Source organism: Enterococcus sp. AZ050, from assembly GCF_051715085.1.
In the GTDB taxonomy this organism is placed as follows: Bacteria; Bacillota; Bacilli; order Lactobacillales; family Enterococcaceae; genus Enterococcus; species Enterococcus faecalis.
Genome location: NZ_JBIOTC010000001.1, coordinates 182745 through 201274, shown reverse-complemented (window position 1 = coordinate 201274; position 18530 = coordinate 182745). Strand labels below are relative to the sequence as shown.

Below are 18530 nucleotides of genomic sequence, written 5' to 3'. Positions count from 1 at the left end.
ATGTTACTTGAAATAACTGAAAAAAGCGAAGTTTTTGTTACTTCTTTAGTTTTATTTAATAAAAGTAACTTTTTTGTGAACAAACCGTAACTTCGCAAGATTGAACGTTTTCACCTAGAATAGAATAACAAGTAATTTTATCGAATTTCATCAAAAAAAGGGCTGCCTTACGGCTAGCCCTTTTTTACTTTTATTTTACGGTAACATTTCCGATTACATAATTCATTGAAGTCGTTTGACCTGCTTTTTGTAAATCGTATTGAGCAACGATATCTTGATTTGTGAAAACAACAATTAAATCTGATTTTTTGCCAGCTTGTTCTAATGCGGCTAAATCAATGGTTGCAATTTTATCGCCTTGTTTTACAACTTGGCCTTCTTCAACATGTAATGTAAATGGTCCACCTTGTAACTCAACAGTATCTAGACCCATGTGTAATAATACTTCAATGCCTGAATCTGTTTGGATACCTAACGCATGTTTTGTTGGGAAAATGCTAGTAATTTTACCAGCAACAGGTGTTGAAACTTCGCCGTCTGTTGGTACGACAGCAAAACCGTCACCCATCATTTTTGCTGAGAAAACATCATCTGGTACTTCAGAAATAGGAATAACTTTCCCATTCGCTACAGAATATAATTCAGTTTCTTTCGTTGAAACTGGTGCTTTTTCTTCAACAACTGGTTGAGAAACAGGTGTTTCTTTGACTGGTGTTGCTGGCGCTTGGTGGTTATATAATCGTTGCATTTCGTCAGCAACAAATTGTACTTCTGTACCAACGATCACTTGGATATTGGTGTCATCAATGACTTTCACACCAGGAACCCCAGTTGCTTTAATTTTTGCTTGATCCACTTTGCCTGTATCTTTCACTGTTAAGCGTAAACGAGTTGTACAGTTATCAATAGAAGTTACATTAGCATCAGCGCCTAAACCATCATAAATACGACGAGCTAGAGAAGCAAATTTGTTGTCGCCTTCTGCAACATCTGGCGTTTCTTCGCCATCGCCTTCTTCACGTCCTGGTGTCATTAAGTTAAACTTAGTGATTGCAAAACGGAAACCGAAGTAGTAAATTGCTGCAAAGACAAGTCCTTGAACCACCAACATCATTGGATGATTCGCGACTGGGTTTTTCAAACTTAAGAAGAAGTCTACAAAACCTGCACTAAAGGCAAAGCCAGCTGTCCAATGCATAAACGCAGCGAATGCTAAAGAAATACCTGTAAAGACTGCATGTAAAACATATAAAGGCCAAGCAACGAACATAAATGAGAATTCTAAAGGTTCAGTTACGCCTGTAAAGAAGGCCGCAAAACCAGCAGCTAACATTAATGAAGCTGTAACTTTTTTCTTCTCAGGACGTGCACATTGATAAATAGCAAACGCACCTGCTGGTAAACCAAACATCATTACTGGGAAGAAACCAGCTTGATACATACCCGTTTGTCCTACAATTGCTTTACCAGTATCTAACGCTTGTTGACCAGCTAAAAAGTTCCCAATATCATTGATACCAGCAACATCAAACCAGAAAACAGAATTCAAGGCATGGTGTAAGCCTGTTGGAATTAATAGTCGGTTAAAGAAACCATACAAGCCAGCTCCTACGAAACCTAAGCTAGAGATTCCTTTACCAAAAGCAACTAATCCGTTATAAACAACTGGCCAGAAGAAGAATAAGACAGCTGAGATTGCTAACATCGAAATAGCTGACATAATAGGAACTAAACGTTTTCCACTAAAGAATGATAAAGCCATTGGCAATTTCACACCAGAGAAACGATTATACATTGCCGCAGCAACTAAACCAGCGACAATCCCGACAAAGACATTGTTGTCCATGCTGTTGAAGGCTGGGTTTACTTCAGCAATATCCTTGAAGCCTTTAATGGCTTGGATAGAAGCAGGCGCTAAAACAGTTTTTGGCACTAAATAAGCGACTAAACCAGCTAATGCTGCCGATCCATCTTTATCTTTTGACATTCCTAACGCTAAACCAACCGCAAATAATAATGCTAAGTTGTTTAAGATAGCCAAGCCACCATTCATTAGAAAAGTTGTGGCTGGACTAGCGCCGATTGTTCCCACGATCCAGTTGGCAATACCGACTAATAAAGAAGCCGCCGGTAATACAGCAACTGGTAACATTAACGAACGTCCCATTCTTTGCATATACGCTTTCATTATACGTAACTCCTCACATAAACTATTTAATTTTTATTATTTGGTCATTCTTAATCGTTCAATGTGAATCGATAAATAATCAAGTTCTTCATTTGGTACTTGATAATGAAAATTTCTCATTAATAAGACTTGTACTTTTTTTGAGATTTCATAGCTTTCAGCATACTTTTTCTTTACGACTTCCAAAATTTCTTCATCTAAAACAGCATATTGATTTTGTTGGAAGCGATGAATAAACAAACGTAAATGATTCACCAAACGTGAATAACTGAGACTATTTTTGTCATCATGAATATCAATAGCCAATTCCTGCTCGATTAAATGAATAATTTCAGAAACGATTGTAACTTCACGGATACTTTTACTATTATCAGTACGCCCGCTGCGAGCACTATGGATATGAATTGCAATATATCCCGCTTCATCATAACTAAATGGAATCTCTAAGGTTTGTGTTAAATATTCTACAGCCCATTGAGCAATAGCAAATTCTTCACTATATAAAATCTCAATTTCACTTAAAAGCTTGTTCCGAACAATAATATTATTTTGAATATTTTCAGCTGCAAAAGCAATGTGATCACTCAACCCAATATTAATATGTTCATTCAACTTTTCACCCAATACCGTTTCAGCATGTTGGATAATTTCTTCACTCGCTAAAAAGTATTTGTCTTCAATTTGTGATAGCAGTACTTGAAGTTTTTTCAGTCCTTCTGGCTCCATCACAAACATCCGCTCCACCAATTGTCGAGATAAGACATCATTTTTAGTCTTATTAAACCCGACGCCTTTACCGACAGCTACTTTCTCCTGTCCTTCGTCAAGAACAAGTACAGCATTTTGATTTAGCACCTTTTTAATTTTCATAAATGACCCTCTTCTGCAGAAGTAATTCTAACATTTTCAGTGAAAACAACAAAAAAAGCATAGAACAATCCCGTTAAACATGTTGCGTAACCATTGTACACCACATTGTATTACGAAATTCTTCCATGCCTAGTATTATCTAGTCACATGAAAACGCTATTCATTTGTTAACAGTGCTTATTCTAACGAGTATCATTATTTTTGTCAACCTTTTTCAATTATTTTTTTATTAATTGTTGACTATTAACAAAAAAGAAGCTCTTATCGGAAAAAAAGTACCTTCAGCTAAAGGTACTTTTGTTCACTAATTTATTCTTTATAGGCATACTTATATGTGCTCGTTGCACCGAAGTTATGATACTGAATACCTTTGACACCTGGTCGTATAAGCTGACTACGAGCCTCTTGGTATAAAGGAATTAAAGCGGCATATTCTTCCACCAATACTTTTTCAGCTTTAATTAATGTTTGCCAACGAGTTTCAGGATCATTTGCGTATTTAGTTGTTGCTTCTTCAATTAGTTGATCAAACGTTGGGCTAGAATAGTTCATACGGTTACCACTAACTGAGCTTTCTAAGAAAGTCATTGGATCCTGATAATCGGGTCCCCACATGCCAACAGACAATTCATAATCCCCTTTTCTCATTAATTCAATCGCATTATTTAAAGGAACTGTTTTGACATTAATAGTGAGACCTGGCAACGTTTCTTGTAACTGGCCTTGGATAAATTCAGCAACTTTTCGGTCACTATCACCATCTCTTGAAAGAAGTTCAATGGCTACATCTCCGTTTAGCTCTGCTTTTGCTTTATCTAAATACTCTTTGGCTTTTTTGGCGTCTGTTTTGACAAGGGCGCCTGCTTCTTGACGAAAATCTTCATTCGTTTCTGGGTTATATACAAATTTTTCTGGAATGTACCCATAAATTTCTTTTGAACCATCTGCTAAAATATTGTCGACTAAACTTTTTTTATCCAAAGCATAAGCTAAAGCTTTGCGGACATTCTCATTTGCAAAAATGGATGGTTTTTCGTTTCTTTTTTGGTTTAAACGTAAGGAATAGACTTTTGACCGTTCGATTGCTTCATAGTCTGGGTTGTCTCGATTTTGTTTAGCAAAATCTCCTGTTAAGACAGCCACATCTAATTCACCTGATTCGTACAAATTATAAACGGTATTGGTTTCTTTAAGAACTTCAAAATGAATCGTTTCTGATTTTACTTTTTCTTTATCGTAATAGTCGGGATTACGCACAAAATCCCACGACATCGCTGACTGATCCCAATTTTTCATTAAAAATGGACCATTAGATACAATCATTTCACTAGAAGTGCCATAGGCTTGTCCTTTTTCTTTCACGAATGCTTCGTTTTGTGGGAAAAATGGAGAAAATGCCAATAACGACGTAAAATACGGTACAGGCTTTTCCAAAGTAACCTCCAAAGTATAATCATCAAGCGCTTTGACACCCAATTCCTCTGGTGCTTTTTCCTCTTTTGTAATAGCTGTTCCGTTCAGAATCGTTCCTTCTAACAAGAAAAAGTAATTGGCTTGGTTTTTGGGATTCGCTAATTTACGCCAAGCAAAAACAAAATCATTGGCTGTTACAGCATCACCATTGGACCACTTACCATCTTCTCTTAGTTTAATGGTATATCGTTTGCCATCTTCAGAAATTTCAGGCATCTCTTTAGCGGCAGCTGGTATTAGTTGATCTTTTTCATCCAATTGATATAACCCTTCAAAGACATTGGACTGTGCGTTAATACTGGCTTCATCTTGTGTAAAAATAGAATCCATTGAACCGATTTCCGAGTTCTCCATTAAATTTAAAACTTTTTTCGAGACACTGGTTTTCTCAGTTGCTTTCTCGTCTATTTTTGTTTCTGCTGTTGTGCCACAACCTACCAAGACCGTACTAACAAATAACATAATCCCCATCATTTTTAACTTTTTCATACTATTCCCCCTATGTGTCAATCAAACGGCAACTCTTCCATGGAAAGCCGTTCTTGCGAAACTATCAAGCATGCGTAGGGCAAGCCCTCATTTTCGTACTCAAATTCTCCCCGCTGGTTGTCAATTGGGTCTGCACGCAATTGCATTTTTGCCGGGTGAAAGTCTGCCTGGATCTCACTATTTGCGACCATTCTAAAAACATCTAAATTGCCGAAATAATGATTCCACCGCTGTCTATCCCCGTCTCGGTAAGCACCTCCGCCAAAAGATAAATCCGCAAAGAGCCAGCCGTACGGTTCTATATAAAATTGTGCCCAATCATGACAGCCTGTATAATGTGTAGAAACATATAATCCCGATTGCCATTTGGCTGGTATCCCTGTAATCCGACAAAGCGTGATAAACAAAATCGCTTGCACGCCGCAGTCACCTTTTAAATTAGTTGCAGCATACTCTGAAATATTGGTAATTGTAAAATATTCACGCATGAAAGAATAATGAATCTTTGTCGTCACAAAGTCATAAATCAAGCGTGCCTTTTTTAAGGGATTACTTTCATCGCCCACAATCTCATCTGCTAAATTTCTTAAATAAGGCGTGAATCGAATATGCGGTAACTGTTCCTCTAAATCAAAGCTTGGTTGCATTTTGTCTACGTTACTTTCTTCTAACTGTTGGTAAACCATCCGATTAACATAACAATATTCAACTGTAAACGTTTGATTTTCTTTTAAGATTGTTTCAAAACACAGTGTTCGTTGAGGCGCATCTTCTGCCGCAATATAGGTTGCCTCAGGTGACGTAGCTAGGATTTCAATTTCTGATTGTTGTTGACACGCTTTGGGCAGCGGCAAATGGACACGAACACGCTCACCTGGACGCTCAAATTCTTTTTTCACCTGAATGGTGGCTTTAATTGTTGTTTTCACTTTTCTACCACCGTTTTTTTGCATTTGTTCGATGTTCTCTTTTAGTTCTTTTTTGCGGAGAATTTCTAATTGATTGCTTTCTGCTTCCCGCAAACGTGCAACATATGCCGCATTTGTTTTAATTAAATTGGCCAAAAATCGAAGTTGGAAATACGGTTCACCGTCAATATAAACCCAGTCCACTAATCCCGTTTCTTTTAAACGAATTAATTCCTCTGTTTGATAATCCTGAAAAGTGTCTCTCATCATTTGATCAGCTTTTGCAAAGCTATGAGGATACTCATTCATACGCATCATTTTAATGACATCTTTTTCAATTATCAAACGTTCTTTTAATGCCTGCGGAAGTTCTTTTGTCAACCAAAAATCAATGGCAATATCCGCACTTGCAAAATCGCCAAATTCTTTCACCCTTTGAATTTCCTCAGGCAAAGGAACACTAAGATACTTTAAATCATACTTCATTTGCTTTACTCCTTTTTTAATGAGAAATGCCTAATCCAGCTGCTTCTCCTAATTCCAATAATGGTTTTGCTTCTAAGGATACGCCCCCAGTTACGGGCGCAGTTTCTAAACCGAATGTCGCATCTAAATCTGCTCGTGTGATATTCTTTTGAGCAGCAGCTAAATGGGCAGCAGCCGTGATGCCAATGGTTGTTTCTTCCGCCATGCAACCAATCATGCATTCGATGCCTGCTGTTTCACAAATCTGATTAATTTTCAGCGCTTCATGAATGCCGCCACACTTCATTAATTTTATATTGATAACATCGACTGTGCCTTTTTTAACTAATTCCAACGCATCTTGAGCATCAAAACAGCTTTCATCAGCCATAATTGTCGTATTAACTTGTGAAGTAACGTATTTTAGACCTTCTAAATCGCGTCTTTTAACTGGCTGTTCCACTAATTCAATTTGATAATCTGCTAATTCTTGAATCGCTTTAACTGCATCTTTGGGCGTCCAAGCCTGATTCGCATCTAAGCGGAGCTTGATATCAAAGCCAACTGCTTCACGAATCGCTTTTACTCTTGCGATATCAGCTTCAATTCCTGTTCCGACTTTAATTTTTAATGTATCAAAACCTAGTTTGACTTTTTCGACGGCTTTTTGTGCCATCACATTTGGTTCATCAATACCTAGTGTAATATCCGTTATTACTTGGTTATCATAGCCGCCTAACAATTGATAAAGAGGCAGTTGAGCTTTCTGACCCATCAAATCATAACAAGCAATATCGATTGCTGCTTTTGCCGCTGGAGCGAAAGCAGATATTTTATCCATCACTTCATGAATTTTCTCAATATTAAAGGGGTTTAAGCCAATGATTGCTTGGCCAAATAATTCGATCATTTCAATCGTGCCAGCCAACGTTTCACCGGTAATAAAAATGCCTGGCCCTCCTTCTCCATATCCAACTAATCCCTCTTCTGTTTCAATTTCCACAATTGCACTATCCGCTGATTCTATCGTCCCCAAAGCGATCGTAAATGTTTCTTTCAGTTTAATTTTCGATGCCCTAACATGTACCTGCTTAATTTTCATAAAATCCTCCCTTTGATATTTCCAATTGACTGAAAATTCAGTTTTTTAAAAATATCCAAAAATTAAATTTAGATTGTTATCGATCACTCTAAACTCATTGTTTTCTAATGTCAATAAAATAATGAGATTTCAATTAAAATAAAATGAATTTCGAATTTTATGAGCTTTTTTAATAAATCAGTAAATTACATGACATGTGAGATACTTCTCATTTACAAACATTCTTAAAAAAGGTATGATAGTAAAGAGGCAACTTGCAAAGGAGTAGAAGACGAATGAGTGAACAACCTCAACAACGTTCAACCGAAGAAGTTGAAGCAATTAAAGAAGATATTTTAACTGCATTAGAAACAGTGATTGACCCTGAATTAGGCATCGATATTGTTAATTTAGGACTAATTTATGAAGTTGAATTTGCAGAAGAAACTGGTGATACTGTCATCAAAATGACCTTAACCACAATGGGTTGTCCGTTAGCAGATGTTTTAACAGAACAAATCCATGGTGTTTTAAAAGATATTCCTGAAGTGAATAATATCGAAGTAAAATTAGTCTGGTACCCTGCTTGGACAACGGATAAAATGAGCCGTTACGCACGAATTGCTTTGGGTATTCGCTAGTTATTTCGAGACTAATGATAAAAAACATATGAAAGAACCGATTGGTCCGTTCTTTCATATGTTTTTTTGTTTGTTTAATTTACTTATTTGAAAAAAACTACCTGATACCATCAATACTTGGCCTTTTCCAAATTTTTGCTACTGGATGGAAGTCTAATAAAAACTGTAGCTGCGTTCCACCGAAGCCTGACGCTCCAGCAAACATGATATGAAAAGTGAGCCCTCTATCCATAATCAGATACCCTGTATCCAGCACGCCATTTCTTTCATAAAACTGATAACGTTTTTCTCTTTGGGCTTCATTCGCTGCATTTTTGCCAATTTCTTCACTCTCCAAAAGAACCCCCTTAGGATAACGTGTCTTCAATAACGCTAACACGGTTGAACCTAATCGTTTGTTTCGGTGGTGCTGATCAATTGCAAAGAAAAAGACATAGGTTGCTTCAGGTGCAATTGGACTATTTAACAAAATCCCCACGTTCTCATCCGCCTCTTGAATAACAAACAAATGAAATTTTCCTGCTTGAGAAGACGTCAATAATTGACCAAACGGCAGTCTCTCTTCTTCTGGAAAAGCTTCTATGTAGGTTGCTTCCCAATAGGCTTGATTTTCTTGATTTAATAATGTGAATTGCATAAAAGCTCCTTTCTAAAATGATTGCTTCGTACTAATAACTTTTGTTACGTACATAAGACCTAAAAGTTATTTAAACATGCGACTGGTTAGCCCTATACGCAATTATTTTTTGATACTAATCTAGTAGTTTAATCGTTCTCTGTTCCTGAGTCAATAAAAGAGCACACGATTCGAGACTTTCAACGTTTAGTGAAAAGGCGATTCTTATTTCATTACAACCGATTCACTATTCGCTGCCCTCTTTTTTCTATTCGTTGATTTACTTGAACTAAATATTCATTTATCTCCTCTATATTCTGAGGTAAGATAAACGAGTCTTTTTTCAAATGATTTTTCCATAGCGCTACTGGTTGATACTGTTCATTTAAAAATGGTTGCATCTCATACGTATGAACGTAGCTTTCCCATGAATGAAACGAAGCTAAAAATATCGAAAGTTGTTCTAAAGAATAATCCCAATAATCTTTAAACGATAAGCTTCTTCCACTGTTAAATCCTAGTGGAACTACTGTAATGTTTCCAATTGAATGGGTAAGTTCGGCAAAACGCTTTAATTGTGGGTCCTGATGGACTCGATCAAATTTAGTAAAATTGTCGAGAAGGAATTCATTCCATGTATATTTTTTGGGTACAGGATTTGGTAAATAGTCAGGAAAAGCTTGGTCAAAATAAGTTAAATATCGGTCCGAAATCACAGCCGATGCCCCGGAATCATGAGGCGGATACTTGCTATTTACTGCAAGCAAATTCTGTTCAGAAGGTTTTTCTAAATAGCTTTCTTGATTTTCCCCAATTACTTCCGCTGGTCTAAAGAAATCGGGATAAACAAGTTGTAACATAATTTTATACGTTGTCCAAAATGAGTTCATAATATCTTTGTGCACGGTCGCCTTCCCAGTTAACTTTAAAAAAACATCCTCCACAACCTCGTACTTTTCAATATGGACATTCGATGTTCTAGCTTTTAAAATATTTTTAACTGGCTGCTGTTGGTCATACTCTTGACCCAAAAGCAACTTCTTTAAATCATCTTTCGCTGAAATTGTCTTAACTGTAATCTCCGCCACTTTGAATAACTCCCATCCTATGATTTTCTCTATATTCTTTTATATTATTATACTAGAAAAACGCTCCCTCCTGCCCTTTTTTAATCAACAAATCATCAATTAGAAAACACCAACGAAACAGAAGTGCAACACTAGCATGCGAAAAAATGCGATCGGCAACTTATTTTTTAGACACTCTGTGTGTTTCGTATAGTCGAGGCTGGTTGCGTGTATTTTTTTCAAGAAAATTGAGCACAGCTATGGTATAGTCAAAACTACGATTATTTCAAACACGGAGCGACAGTTTATGGAAATGTACCAAGTAATTAGATATTTTTTAAATGAAATGGAGAAAAAGATTTGGCATGCCTTGTTAACATTAGTACTTTTTTGTCTTTATATTTCCATTTTTGATGTTCCTTTTACAATTAAAAATACATTCATCGGCAGACTACTTTTCCCGAAAGCTTTTATGAACGCAGGAAGTGCGAATCTGATTTTTTATTTGATTAGTTTTTTTGGTTTTTTATGGTCAATTTTCATTTTTGCTTATCTATTGAATAAGACACGCCTCAAATTATTAAATAAAACCTTTCCTTATCTTTTGGAAATATTAGAAGTCTGTATTTTGCCTTTAGTGATTCTTTTTGCTTACATTTATATTTATTTGCGGGTCCATGGCGAAGGTTTCAGCTATATACGAGAATCTCTTTTACAGCAAGAGTTAACTTATTCAATGAAATGGTTCCTTTGCCTTGGTAGTTTGGCGCCGTTATTTTTCTTTTTAAGCACTTTAAATTTAGCTAAACGAGTCAGACAAAAAAAAGACATGGAATCATGAAAATCCATGTCTTTTTTAGTCGGATATTGTTTTTACCGCAGGACAGTTTTCTTCCAAAAATTCAAAAATACTACTGTAATAATTTTCAGGTTCGTAGACACTTGAAGATAAATGTGGTGCTTTAGCAACAATGAGACCTTTTTTTATCCCCTGAGTTGCCGCTAAATTTTCTTCAAACATTGTCATTGGAACAAAGCGATCACCTGTACCGTGAATAAAGAATGTGGGCAACGTATTTTTGTGTAATTGTCTCACGGAAGAAGCAGTTTTCAATTGAAAGCCATAGTTATTTAATGCTAATTGATTAGCAATCGTTAAAATAGGAAAAGCGGGTAAATGAAAAGATTCATGTAGGACATATTTAAATTCATCATAAACAGAAGTATAGCCACAATCCACTATTAATCCGCGGACATTCGTTGGTAACTTTTCACCACTTGCCATCATGACAGTAGCCGCTCCCATGGAACCGCCCACTAAAATAATTTCTGCTTCCATATCAATGGCAAGAACTTCACTAAGCCAACTTAATAAATCTAACCGATCCAGCCATCCCATCCCAATTTTATTACCTGAACTTTTCCCGTGCGCACGCAAATCGGGAACTAAAACATTGTAGCCTTCTTCTGCAAAACGTAATGCAGTATATGCCATATCGCGTTTTCCGTTTGAACGATAACCATGCACACAAATCGCCCAACGATGGTTATCTGGATAAGGAATAAAGCACCGTGCATACAATGTTTCATCTTTAATTTTCAACCAACGATCTTCAGCAAAAGACTCTGTCCAAAAAGCTTCGCCTTCTTGTTTTTGTTGTTCTTCTATTTTAGTATATCTTGTTTCTCGTTCTTGAAAATTATCCGGATTTAATAACCGATGCCCTTTTTTATGATACCAAGGGTTGTCTTTAAGCAACGCGATTTTCAAAAAATAATTGGCAATGTAAACAGAAAAAACAACGCCAATCATTGCAAAAATGATCAGTAACCCGAGGAGCCATTTCATCTGCAAATCACACCCTCTTCTAAAGTATTTCCTTCTTCATTTAATATACTATGGATTTTTCATTTCTGAAAGGAATCACCCTTACATTTTGTTATTTTTTGAAAAAAAGCAGCCGTCTCAAAAAGAGGCGGCTACTTTTAATCTATCAACAATCCAACGTTGTCATATCTTCATATGTCTCACGGCGAGCAACTAATTTTGCTTGTCCATCTTCGACAAAAACCACCGCTGGTCGAGGATTTCGGTTGTAATTACTTGCCATTGAATAACCGTAAGCCCCCGTACTACTAATGGCCAATAAATCCCCTGCTTTAACTTCTGGCAATAAAATATCTCGAAGTAAGACATCTCCTGATTCGCAATATTTACCAACCACTGTGACTTTCTTGATTGAATCATGCCCATCACGATTCGCTAGAAATCCATCATAAACCGCTTGATACAAAGCAGGCCGTATATTATCACCCATGCCACCATCTACGGAAACAAAATGACGAACACCAGGAACCTCTTTTTGCGCGCCAACTGTATATATCGTTGTGCCCGCTTCGGCAATTAAACTGCGGCCTGGTTCAATCCAAAGCTCAGGCAGTGGATACCCTAATTGTTCACAATGACCTTTCAAGGAATAAACAATTTTTTCAACAAATGTTGCTGGTGCTAATGGCTCATCTTGCTGCGTGTACTGCACACCAAAACCACCACCCATATTTAAAACACGTGCTGTAAATTGATGGACTTGCCGCCAGTCTTCTAAAATAGTGAACATTTTTTCAACAGCAGCTAAAAAGCCTTCCACAGCAAAAATTTGCGAGCCAATATGGCAATGGACCCCTTGCACATCAAAAGAGGGATTTGATAAAAGGCGAACGAGCGCTTCTGTTGCCTGGCCACTTGCAACATCAAAACCAAATTTTGAATCTTCTTGGCCTGTCAAAATGTAATCATGTGTTTCTGCATCCACGCCAGGACTCACCCGAAAAAGAACTTTTTGTGTTTGGTTTCGTGTAGCTAATAATTCTTCCAACAAGTCAATTTCGTAAAAATTATCAATGACAATTGTACCTATTTTGTTATCCAAAGCATAACGTAATTCTTCAGGGGTTTTGTTATTTCCATGGAATTCAATTTCCGCTGGCTCCATGCCCCCTTTTAAAGCTGTGAATAGTTCTCCACCAGAGACAACATCACAAGCAATATCTTCTTCCTTTAACACTTGATAAATAGCTAAACAACTAAATGCTTTACTTGCATAAACCACTTTATTTTTGATACCTAATTGATTTAACGTTTGTTTAAAACCACGTGCTTGTGCGCGAATATGAGCGACATCATAAACAAATAACGGCGTCCCGAATTTTTGCGCCAACTTTACGGTGTCACAACCACCGATTTCTAAATGATTTTCCCGATTCATTTTTGCTGTACCAAATAACATGTTTTCCCGCCCCTTCATTTCGTTTTATTAAAAATCATAGCATAAAACCCAGTAGCTTCCTATAATTTTCCACATTTTTCTCTGACTTTCTCCTGTTGCTTTTTTTCGCCAAATAGCCTACAATAATTGGCATATGAATAAAAAACCTTTATTCTCAAGACTTTAATCTTTTAAACAAAAATTGGTATATACGAAAAAGAAAGAAGGCAGATGACTTGGCTACACTGAACCGCGATCAACAAATTGAAGAAATTATTAATTTGGAAGCAATTTTGAATTTACCGAAAGGAACAGAACATTTTGTCAGTGATTTACATGGTGAATTTGAAGCTTTTGACCATATTTTAAGAAATGGTTCTGGGCGAATCCGAGAAAAAGTTCAATTTTTATTTAAACAAGAATTAAATGCCCATCAGATGGACGAGCTTTGTTTTATTATCTACTATCCAGAAGAAAAATTAACACTTTTAGAAAATGAAAGCGCCCTCTCTTATGAATGGTGGCTATTAACGATTCGCCGTCTGGTTGAAATCGTCCGTTCTTCTTCGATGAAGTACACACGTTCTAAAGTTCGCAAAGCCCTTCCTGAAACCTATGGGTATATTCTCGAAGAATTGATTTATCAATATGATGAAACAACAACCAAAAACGGTTACTATCAACAAATTATTGAAAAAATTATTTTACTAGGTGAAGCCAAACGTTTCGTGACAGAATTAGCTTATCTAATCCAACGTCTGATTATTGATCACCTACATGTTATTGGGGATATCTATGATCGGGGGCCAGCACCAGATAAAATTATGGACCGATTAATGTCCTATCACTCCTTGGATATTCAACTAGGCAATCATGATATGATTTGGCTGGCTGCTTATAGTGGTTCACTGGCTTGTTTAGCCAATGTAGTGCGTATTTGTGCTCGCTATGGAAATTTAGATTTGTTAGAAGAACGTTATGCTATCGATTTAACCGCCTTAAAAAAATTTAGTTTAGAAACGTATAAAGAAAATCCTGCTTTTGCACCCAAGAAAAATCCCTATCGTGCGTTAACTGAAGATGAAAAACAAGTAGCGATGCGTGTGCAACAAGCCATTGCCATTATTCAAGAAAAACTAGAAGGCCAAATTATTGGTCGACGCCCTGATTTTAACTTGGCACATCGGCTACGCTTAGATAAGATTCAAGGGGAAACTATTACTTTTGACGAATGTCGTTATACATTAATTAACAGCTGTTTCCAAACCGTTTCTGAAGAGCAGCCTTACCAATTAACACGTGAGGAAAAACAGATAATTGATGATTTATTAACGCAATTTCAGTCTTCACCGCGGTTAACAAAACACATGCGCTTTCTAATGGAAAAAGCTTCTCTTTACCTTGTGTATAATCAAAATTTATTGATTCATGGCTGTCTGCCTCTGAATGCGGACGGTACTTTTCAAGCTTATACATTTAAAGGCCACTCCTATTCAGGAAAAGCTTTAGTTGACTTCTTTCAGAAAATGTTAGAAGAAGCATACGCTCAGCCTGCTATTACAGATGACTATGCGACAGATTGTTTATGGTATCTTTGGTGTGGCGAAGGTTCCTCATTATTTGGCAAACGAGCTATGAAAACCTTCGAGCGTTATTTTCTCGCTGAAAAAGAAACACATTACGAAGAAAAGAATCCTTATTACTCTTTGCGTGATACAGTTGAAGTTTGTGAAAGAATCCTAGATGAATTTGAAGTGACTGGTGAAAATCGACATATCATTAATGGTCATACACCAGTTAAACGAACAAAAGGCGAATCACCAATCAAAGCAAATGGCACGCTTCTCGTAATTGACGGCGGCTTTTCAAAATCTTATCAGACAATTACTGGAATTGCTGGTTATACATTGTTGTACAACTCGTTCGGGTTACAACTGACCGCGCATAAATCTTTTTCTAGTAAAGAAACAGCCATTTTAAATAATCAAGACATTCATTCCATCAAACAAGTCATCGATCGCCCCTTACAGCGGCTATTAGTGAAAGATACCACTATCGGCAAAGAGCTATTAAAGCAATCGCAAGCACTCCAAAAACAAATGAAACAAAACCAGTAGTGCCATTAAAAAGACGCTTGCGCTCTTATCCGAAAAATGATTAAATGGAGGAGTTGAGAAAATATCTATTAGAGAAACGGAAAGGGTTTTACATTGAAGAAACAGCAACTCTCACTATACGGCATCATTTTCTTTCTTTGCTTTTTCCTAATTGTGGGCTTCTTCTTCTCAAGTCGTGGCGAAGATTATGCCAAAGAATCTGAACAAAAAGTTACAATTGATTCCGCCAAACATGAGAAACATACGAAAGACAAGGAAGAAAACAATTCAGCAAATACAGTATTTTTTGATAAAATAAATGACCTGCTCGTCGCTTCTGTCAAAGAATTTGAAGGAACGGTCGGGATTAGTTATTTGGATTTAGAAACTGGCGAACAACGTTCCGTGAATGGCCAACATGAATTTTATACAGCTAGTACTATTAAAGTGCCACTGACGATGCTAGTCGCCGACACGGTTGCTTCTGGTCAAAAAAAATGGACAGACCTGATTCCCTATAACGCCGAAGAAGATTATGAAGAAGGAACTGGGATCATTGCCTATAATATCCAACCAGAATATCCATTAAAAACGTTACAAGAATATGCCATCACCTATTCTGATAATATCGCTAAAAATATGCTCTATGACACATTGGGTGGTGATGCAAAAGCAAAACGAGAAATGTATCAGCGTTATTTGCACAAGACACCTTCGATTGAAGAGCCACAATTTTCTTCTGAAGATGCGCTTGTTATTCTACAAAAATTATATACTGAAAAAGCAACAAAACCAGATTACCAAGCGATTTATGATTCTATGAAACAAAGTGTTTTCCATGAAAGAATGGAAACTCCCACAACTCAAGGAAAAGTTGCTCATAAAATTGGTTCCTATGATGAATTTATTCATGATATGGGGATTTTAGAAACACCTCACCCCTTTGCTTTAGCAATTTTTACTAAAGGACCTGATAATGCTAAGAGTGCTGCGTTTATTGCTTCAGTGACAGATAAGTTATGGCAATTACAGGTGTCTGAATATCCCAATGATAACCATTGATAATGAAAATAAAAGCATCTTTTTTTAATGACAACGCTCAATAAAAAAGATGCTTTTATTAGTAGTTATATTAATTAAAATATTTGTATTTTCCATAACCTTTTTAGCAATTATTTCTGAGTATTTTTTAACTCCAACGAACCTAATTCTTTTCCTGCTGCATCATCTTCATAAGAATTTCTAACGATTACTTTATATAATGACTTATGATCCAAACTACTTAAGTCAAAAGAAATGTTAATTGTAGCATCTTCCCCTTTATTAAAGCCACTACCAATTTGACGTGCAATAGGTATCTCAAGACCGTTTTTATAAACTGAAATTAGAATCTCACGACTTTTTTTATTTTTTTCTGGATTTGGAATGTCCATAATCAGCGTAGTTTGAAGCGCATCACTTTGGGCCTTAATATTTTTAATTTTTTTCACGTTTTTAATGCTAGGTATCGTTTCTTTCATAATGGGTTGGTAAGGAATTTTAAACGTCCAATCACCTTGATACTCTAATGCATTCTCAACACTAAAAGATCGGCTACTTGCTTTGATTGCTTCTTTTAATTCATTATCATGCTGTTCTTGATCTTCCCAAGCTAATCGGTAGATATGAAGCGTTAATTGATCTTGACTAACAAGTTTTTGCTTATTGAAAGTTGAAATCACTGAACCATAAAAAACATCCTTCTCAATTCTATATAACGATGTTGAACTTACACCCCCAAATAAATCTTCTTTGCTTCCTTCTCTAAATAACCCTAGTTGAATATCTTGAGAATAATTATTTCTAGCGATTTTTTTCTGTAATAACTCTTTTAATTTTTGATCTTTAATCTTAAATTGATAATCAAACGCCATTTTATTTTTTGTCGATACAAATTTTGTTAATACGATTTCTCGCTCATTTTGTACACTCCGCAATTCTAGTTTTGTTGGAACACCAGAAGATTCTACTGTTTGAACACCTGTATCTTGACTAATCCCCAATACCTCTTCTATGGCACGTCCAATGGGTGTTTTTACTATCAAAGTAAAAGTGGTAGCAATACTAATTAGCCCTATAATTAAATGTTTACGCGATATCTTTTTCTTTGGCTGTCTGTATTGTTTTATTTCTCCCATTAATATCTTAGTTCTTTGTATGTTTAAACGTTCCACTGTTTCTAAAGGCATCTTTTTTTCATATTTTAATATATCACTTCGTTTTCTATCCATTTACCATGTCTCCTTTAAATATGTCCTTAATTTTTTTCGACCACGAGAAAGACGAATTTTGATGGTATTTGTTGAAACATCAAGTTGCTGAGCGATTTCTTTTATACTAAGGCCAACATAATAGTACATAACTAGCGGAACACGATAATTATCAGGTAATTTATGTAATCCTTTATCCAAATCATATAAATCATCAAAAGCAGGAACAGGAGAATAAGTATCCATCCAGTGAGTTGTTTTCTGCTTTTCTCTAAAAATATTTTGAACTTGGTTTAACATTATTTTAAAAATCCATGAATTAAACGCATATTCATTTTTTAATGTTGTTATTTTTTCCCATGCACATAGTTCAGTTTCTTGTAAACAATCAGCAACGTCGACTTCGTTTAATAGCATTTTATATGCAGCATTGTATAAAACTGTTTCATATTTTTGACAAAGGTGAACAAATGCTTGTCCATCTCCTTTTTTTGCTTTCTGAACTAATTTTTTTGTTGAAATTTTATCCATAAAACACCTCTTTTCATTTAACTAACTATTAGACGTTAAGTATCTGTAAAAGGTTTCATATTTTTATAAAAAAAATATCTGGGACAAGAGTCATTTTGACTACTGTCCCAGATACTAAAATCCACAATGAGTAGCTGGCTACTTTACAGACAACAACTTCGTAAAACGTTCTGCCAACATTTGGTGGGCATCAATTTTTTTGGTTCCTTGTGCTTTTGCTGCAAAACTAGCAAAGTTTAAGCCAGCCCCAAATAGTTGTAACGCACCGTTGCCTAAATCTCCCTTTTTAAGAGCTTCAAGCCCATCTTCGATAAATTGGTTACTTTCATCTAAATGACACTCAGGAAGATATTTCACGCCGTGATGATATCGTTTTACATTCAGAATGATTTGCTTCGCGGCTTCTTCTGAAATAGTCGCTCCCAAGTTTAACAGTAGCTCATTGATTGGTTCCACCAAGCGAGCATAGTCACTTTCGTACTTTTGACAATTCAGTGCAATCGCTTTGCGGCGTTCTTCATTTTTCATTTTTTCCACTCCCTTTTTTATTGAAAACGAGCACGAAAGCTACCAACTGGCTTCGCACTCGT

The 18530-nt window shown here is 36.2% G+C and carries 16 protein-coding genes; 4 read left to right on the top strand and 12 right to left on the bottom strand.

The window, feature by feature from the left end; genetic code table 11:
• Nucleotides 1–190: 190 nt before the first annotated feature.
• The 5 genes from nagE to IGJ04_RS00930 form a co-directional block, all read right to left on the bottom strand.
• Nucleotides 191–2188, bottom strand: coding sequence for an N-acetylglucosamine-specific PTS transporter subunit IIBC (gene nagE / locus IGJ04_RS00950; protein ID WP_438839798.1), 1998 nt, complete (start codon nucleotides 2186–2188; stop codon nucleotides 191–193).
• Between the two features lie 36 nt (nucleotides 2189–2224).
• On the bottom strand, nucleotides 2225–3058 hold the full coding sequence (locus IGJ04_RS00945; protein ID WP_438839797.1) for a PRD domain-containing protein: 834 nt from the start codon (nucleotides 3056–3058) through the stop codon (nucleotides 2225–2227).
• A gap of 309 nt (nucleotides 3059–3367) precedes the next feature.
• On the bottom strand, nucleotides 3368–5020 hold the full coding sequence (locus tag IGJ04_RS00940) for a peptide ABC transporter substrate-binding protein (protein WP_438839796.1): 1653 nt from the start codon (nucleotides 5018–5020) through the stop codon (nucleotides 3368–3370).
• A gap of 17 nt (nucleotides 5021–5037) precedes the next feature.
• A complete protein-coding gene (locus IGJ04_RS00935) occupies nucleotides 5038–6414 on the bottom strand; it encodes a transglutaminase-like domain-containing protein (RefSeq protein WP_137685764.1) in 1377 nt (458 codons plus the stop codon).
• 16 nt (nucleotides 6415–6430) lie between these two features.
• Nucleotides 6431–7495, bottom strand: a complete 1065-nt coding sequence (locus IGJ04_RS00930; RefSeq protein WP_438839795.1) for a dipeptide epimerase — start codon at nucleotides 7493–7495, stop codon at nucleotides 6431–6433.
• A 275-nt stretch (nucleotides 7496–7770) separates the two neighbouring features.
• Between IGJ04_RS00930 and IGJ04_RS00925 the strand changes: the two genes are divergently transcribed.
• Nucleotides 7771–8115, top strand: a complete 345-nt coding sequence (locus IGJ04_RS00925; RefSeq protein ID WP_002357660.1) for a metal-sulfur cluster assembly factor — start codon at nucleotides 7771–7773, stop codon at nucleotides 8113–8115.
• Between the two features lie 97 nt (nucleotides 8116–8212).
• Here the strand turns inward: IGJ04_RS00925 and IGJ04_RS00920 are convergent, their stop codons facing one another.
• Nucleotides 8213–8752: a GNAT family N-acetyltransferase gene (locus IGJ04_RS00920; protein WP_438839794.1), complete on the bottom strand. Its 540-nt coding sequence runs from the start codon at nucleotides 8750–8752 to the stop codon at nucleotides 8213–8215.
• A gap of 212 nt (nucleotides 8753–8964) precedes the next feature.
• The gene (locus IGJ04_RS00915) at nucleotides 8965–9819 is read right to left on the bottom strand and encodes a hypothetical protein (RefSeq protein WP_438839793.1); all 855 of its coding nucleotides are present in this window, start codon (nucleotides 9817–9819) and stop codon (nucleotides 8965–8967) included.
• Between the two features lie 286 nt (nucleotides 9820–10105).
• On the opposite strand from IGJ04_RS00915, the gene IGJ04_RS00910 reads away from it, so the two are divergent.
• Nucleotides 10106–10639, top strand: coding sequence for a hypothetical protein (locus IGJ04_RS00910; protein ID WP_002365632.1), 534 nt, complete (start codon nucleotides 10106–10108; stop codon nucleotides 10637–10639).
• A gap of 15 nt (nucleotides 10640–10654) precedes the next feature.
• On the opposite strand, the gene IGJ04_RS00905 is transcribed toward IGJ04_RS00910, so the two are convergent.
• Together IGJ04_RS00905 and lysA are read right to left on the bottom strand one after the other, a co-directional pair.
• Complete coding sequence (locus IGJ04_RS00905) at nucleotides 10655–11647, bottom strand: alpha/beta hydrolase (protein ID WP_016617300.1); 993 nt, start codon at nucleotides 11645–11647, stop codon at nucleotides 10655–10657.
• A gap of 145 nt (nucleotides 11648–11792) precedes the next feature.
• Nucleotides 11793–13103 (bottom strand): diaminopimelate decarboxylase, encoded by a 1311-nt coding sequence (gene lysA, locus IGJ04_RS00900; protein WP_025192682.1) that lies wholly within the window; start codon nucleotides 13101–13103, stop codon nucleotides 11793–11795.
• A gap of 197 nt (nucleotides 13104–13300) precedes the next feature.
• Here lysA and IGJ04_RS00895 point away from each other — a divergent pair, with 197 nt between their 5' ends.
• Nucleotides 13301–15181, top strand: a complete 1881-nt coding sequence (locus tag IGJ04_RS00895; RefSeq protein WP_033624956.1) for a fructose-bisphosphatase class III — start codon at nucleotides 13301–13303, stop codon at nucleotides 15179–15181.
• Between the two features lie 153 nt (nucleotides 15182–15334).
• Nucleotides 15335–16222, top strand: a complete 888-nt coding sequence (locus IGJ04_RS00890) for a serine hydrolase (RefSeq protein ID WP_002357668.1) — start codon at nucleotides 15335–15337, stop codon at nucleotides 16220–16222.
• A 110-nt stretch (nucleotides 16223–16332) separates the two neighbouring features.
• Here IGJ04_RS00890 and IGJ04_RS00885 read toward each other — a convergent pair whose 3' ends face one another.
• The 3 genes from IGJ04_RS00885 to IGJ04_RS00875 form a co-directional block, all read right to left on the bottom strand.
• Entirely contained in the window at nucleotides 16333–17430 is a 1098-nt protein-coding gene (locus tag IGJ04_RS00885) for a hypothetical protein (protein WP_126268154.1), read from the bottom strand.
• Complete coding sequence (locus IGJ04_RS00880) at nucleotides 17431–17940, bottom strand: RNA polymerase sigma factor (protein ID WP_002360391.1); 510 nt, start codon at nucleotides 17938–17940, stop codon at nucleotides 17431–17433.
• A 138-nt stretch (nucleotides 17941–18078) separates the two neighbouring features.
• Complete coding sequence (locus tag IGJ04_RS00875) at nucleotides 18079–18468, bottom strand: hypothetical protein (protein WP_010823655.1); 390 nt, start codon at nucleotides 18466–18468, stop codon at nucleotides 18079–18081.
• Nucleotides 18469–18530 lie beyond the last annotated feature (62 nt).

Excerpts from the sequence above, each read along its gene's own strand:
- IGJ04_RS00940 (WP_438839796.1), bottom strand. The coding sequence starts at position 5,020 with ATGAAAAAGTTAAAAATGATGGGGATTATGTTATTTGTTAGTACGGTC.
- IGJ04_RS00885 (WP_126268154.1), bottom strand. The coding sequence starts at position 17,430 with ATGGATAGAAAACGAAGTGATATATTAAAATATGAAAAAAAGATGCCT.
- IGJ04_RS00935 (WP_137685764.1), bottom strand. The coding sequence starts at position 6,414 with ATGAAGTATGATTTAAAGTATCTTAGTGTTCCTTTGCCTGAGGAAATT.
- IGJ04_RS00925 (WP_002357660.1), top strand. The coding sequence starts at position 7,771 with ATGAGTGAACAACCTCAACAACGTTCAACCGAAGAAGTTGAAGCAATT.
- lysA (WP_025192682.1), bottom strand. The coding sequence starts at position 13,103 with ATGAAGGGGCGGGAAAACATGTTATTTGGTACAGCAAAAATGAATCGG.
- IGJ04_RS00930 (WP_438839795.1), bottom strand. The coding sequence starts at position 7,495 with ATGAAAATTAAGCAGGTACATGTTAGGGCATCGAAAATTAAACTGAAA.
- IGJ04_RS00905 (WP_016617300.1), bottom strand. The coding sequence starts at position 11,647 with ATGAAATGGCTCCTCGGGTTACTGATCATTTTTGCAATGATTGGCGTT.
- IGJ04_RS00945 (WP_438839797.1), bottom strand. The coding sequence starts at position 3,058 with ATGAAAATTAAAAAGGTGCTAAATCAAAATGCTGTACTTGTTCTTGAC.
- IGJ04_RS00920 (WP_438839794.1), bottom strand. The coding sequence starts at position 8,752 with ATGCAATTCACATTATTAAATCAAGAAAATCAAGCCTATTGGGAAGCA.
- IGJ04_RS00875 (WP_010823655.1), bottom strand. The coding sequence starts at position 18,468 with ATGAAAAATGAAGAACGCCGCAAAGCGATTGCACTGAATTGTCAAAAG.
- nagE (WP_438839798.1), bottom strand. The coding sequence starts at position 2,188 with ATGAAAGCGTATATGCAAAGAATGGGACGTTCGTTAATGTTACCAGTT.
- IGJ04_RS00880 (WP_002360391.1), bottom strand. The coding sequence starts at position 17,940 with ATGGATAAAATTTCAACAAAAAAATTAGTTCAGAAAGCAAAAAAAGGA.
- IGJ04_RS00910 (WP_002365632.1), top strand. The coding sequence starts at position 10,106 with ATGGAAATGTACCAAGTAATTAGATATTTTTTAAATGAAATGGAGAAA.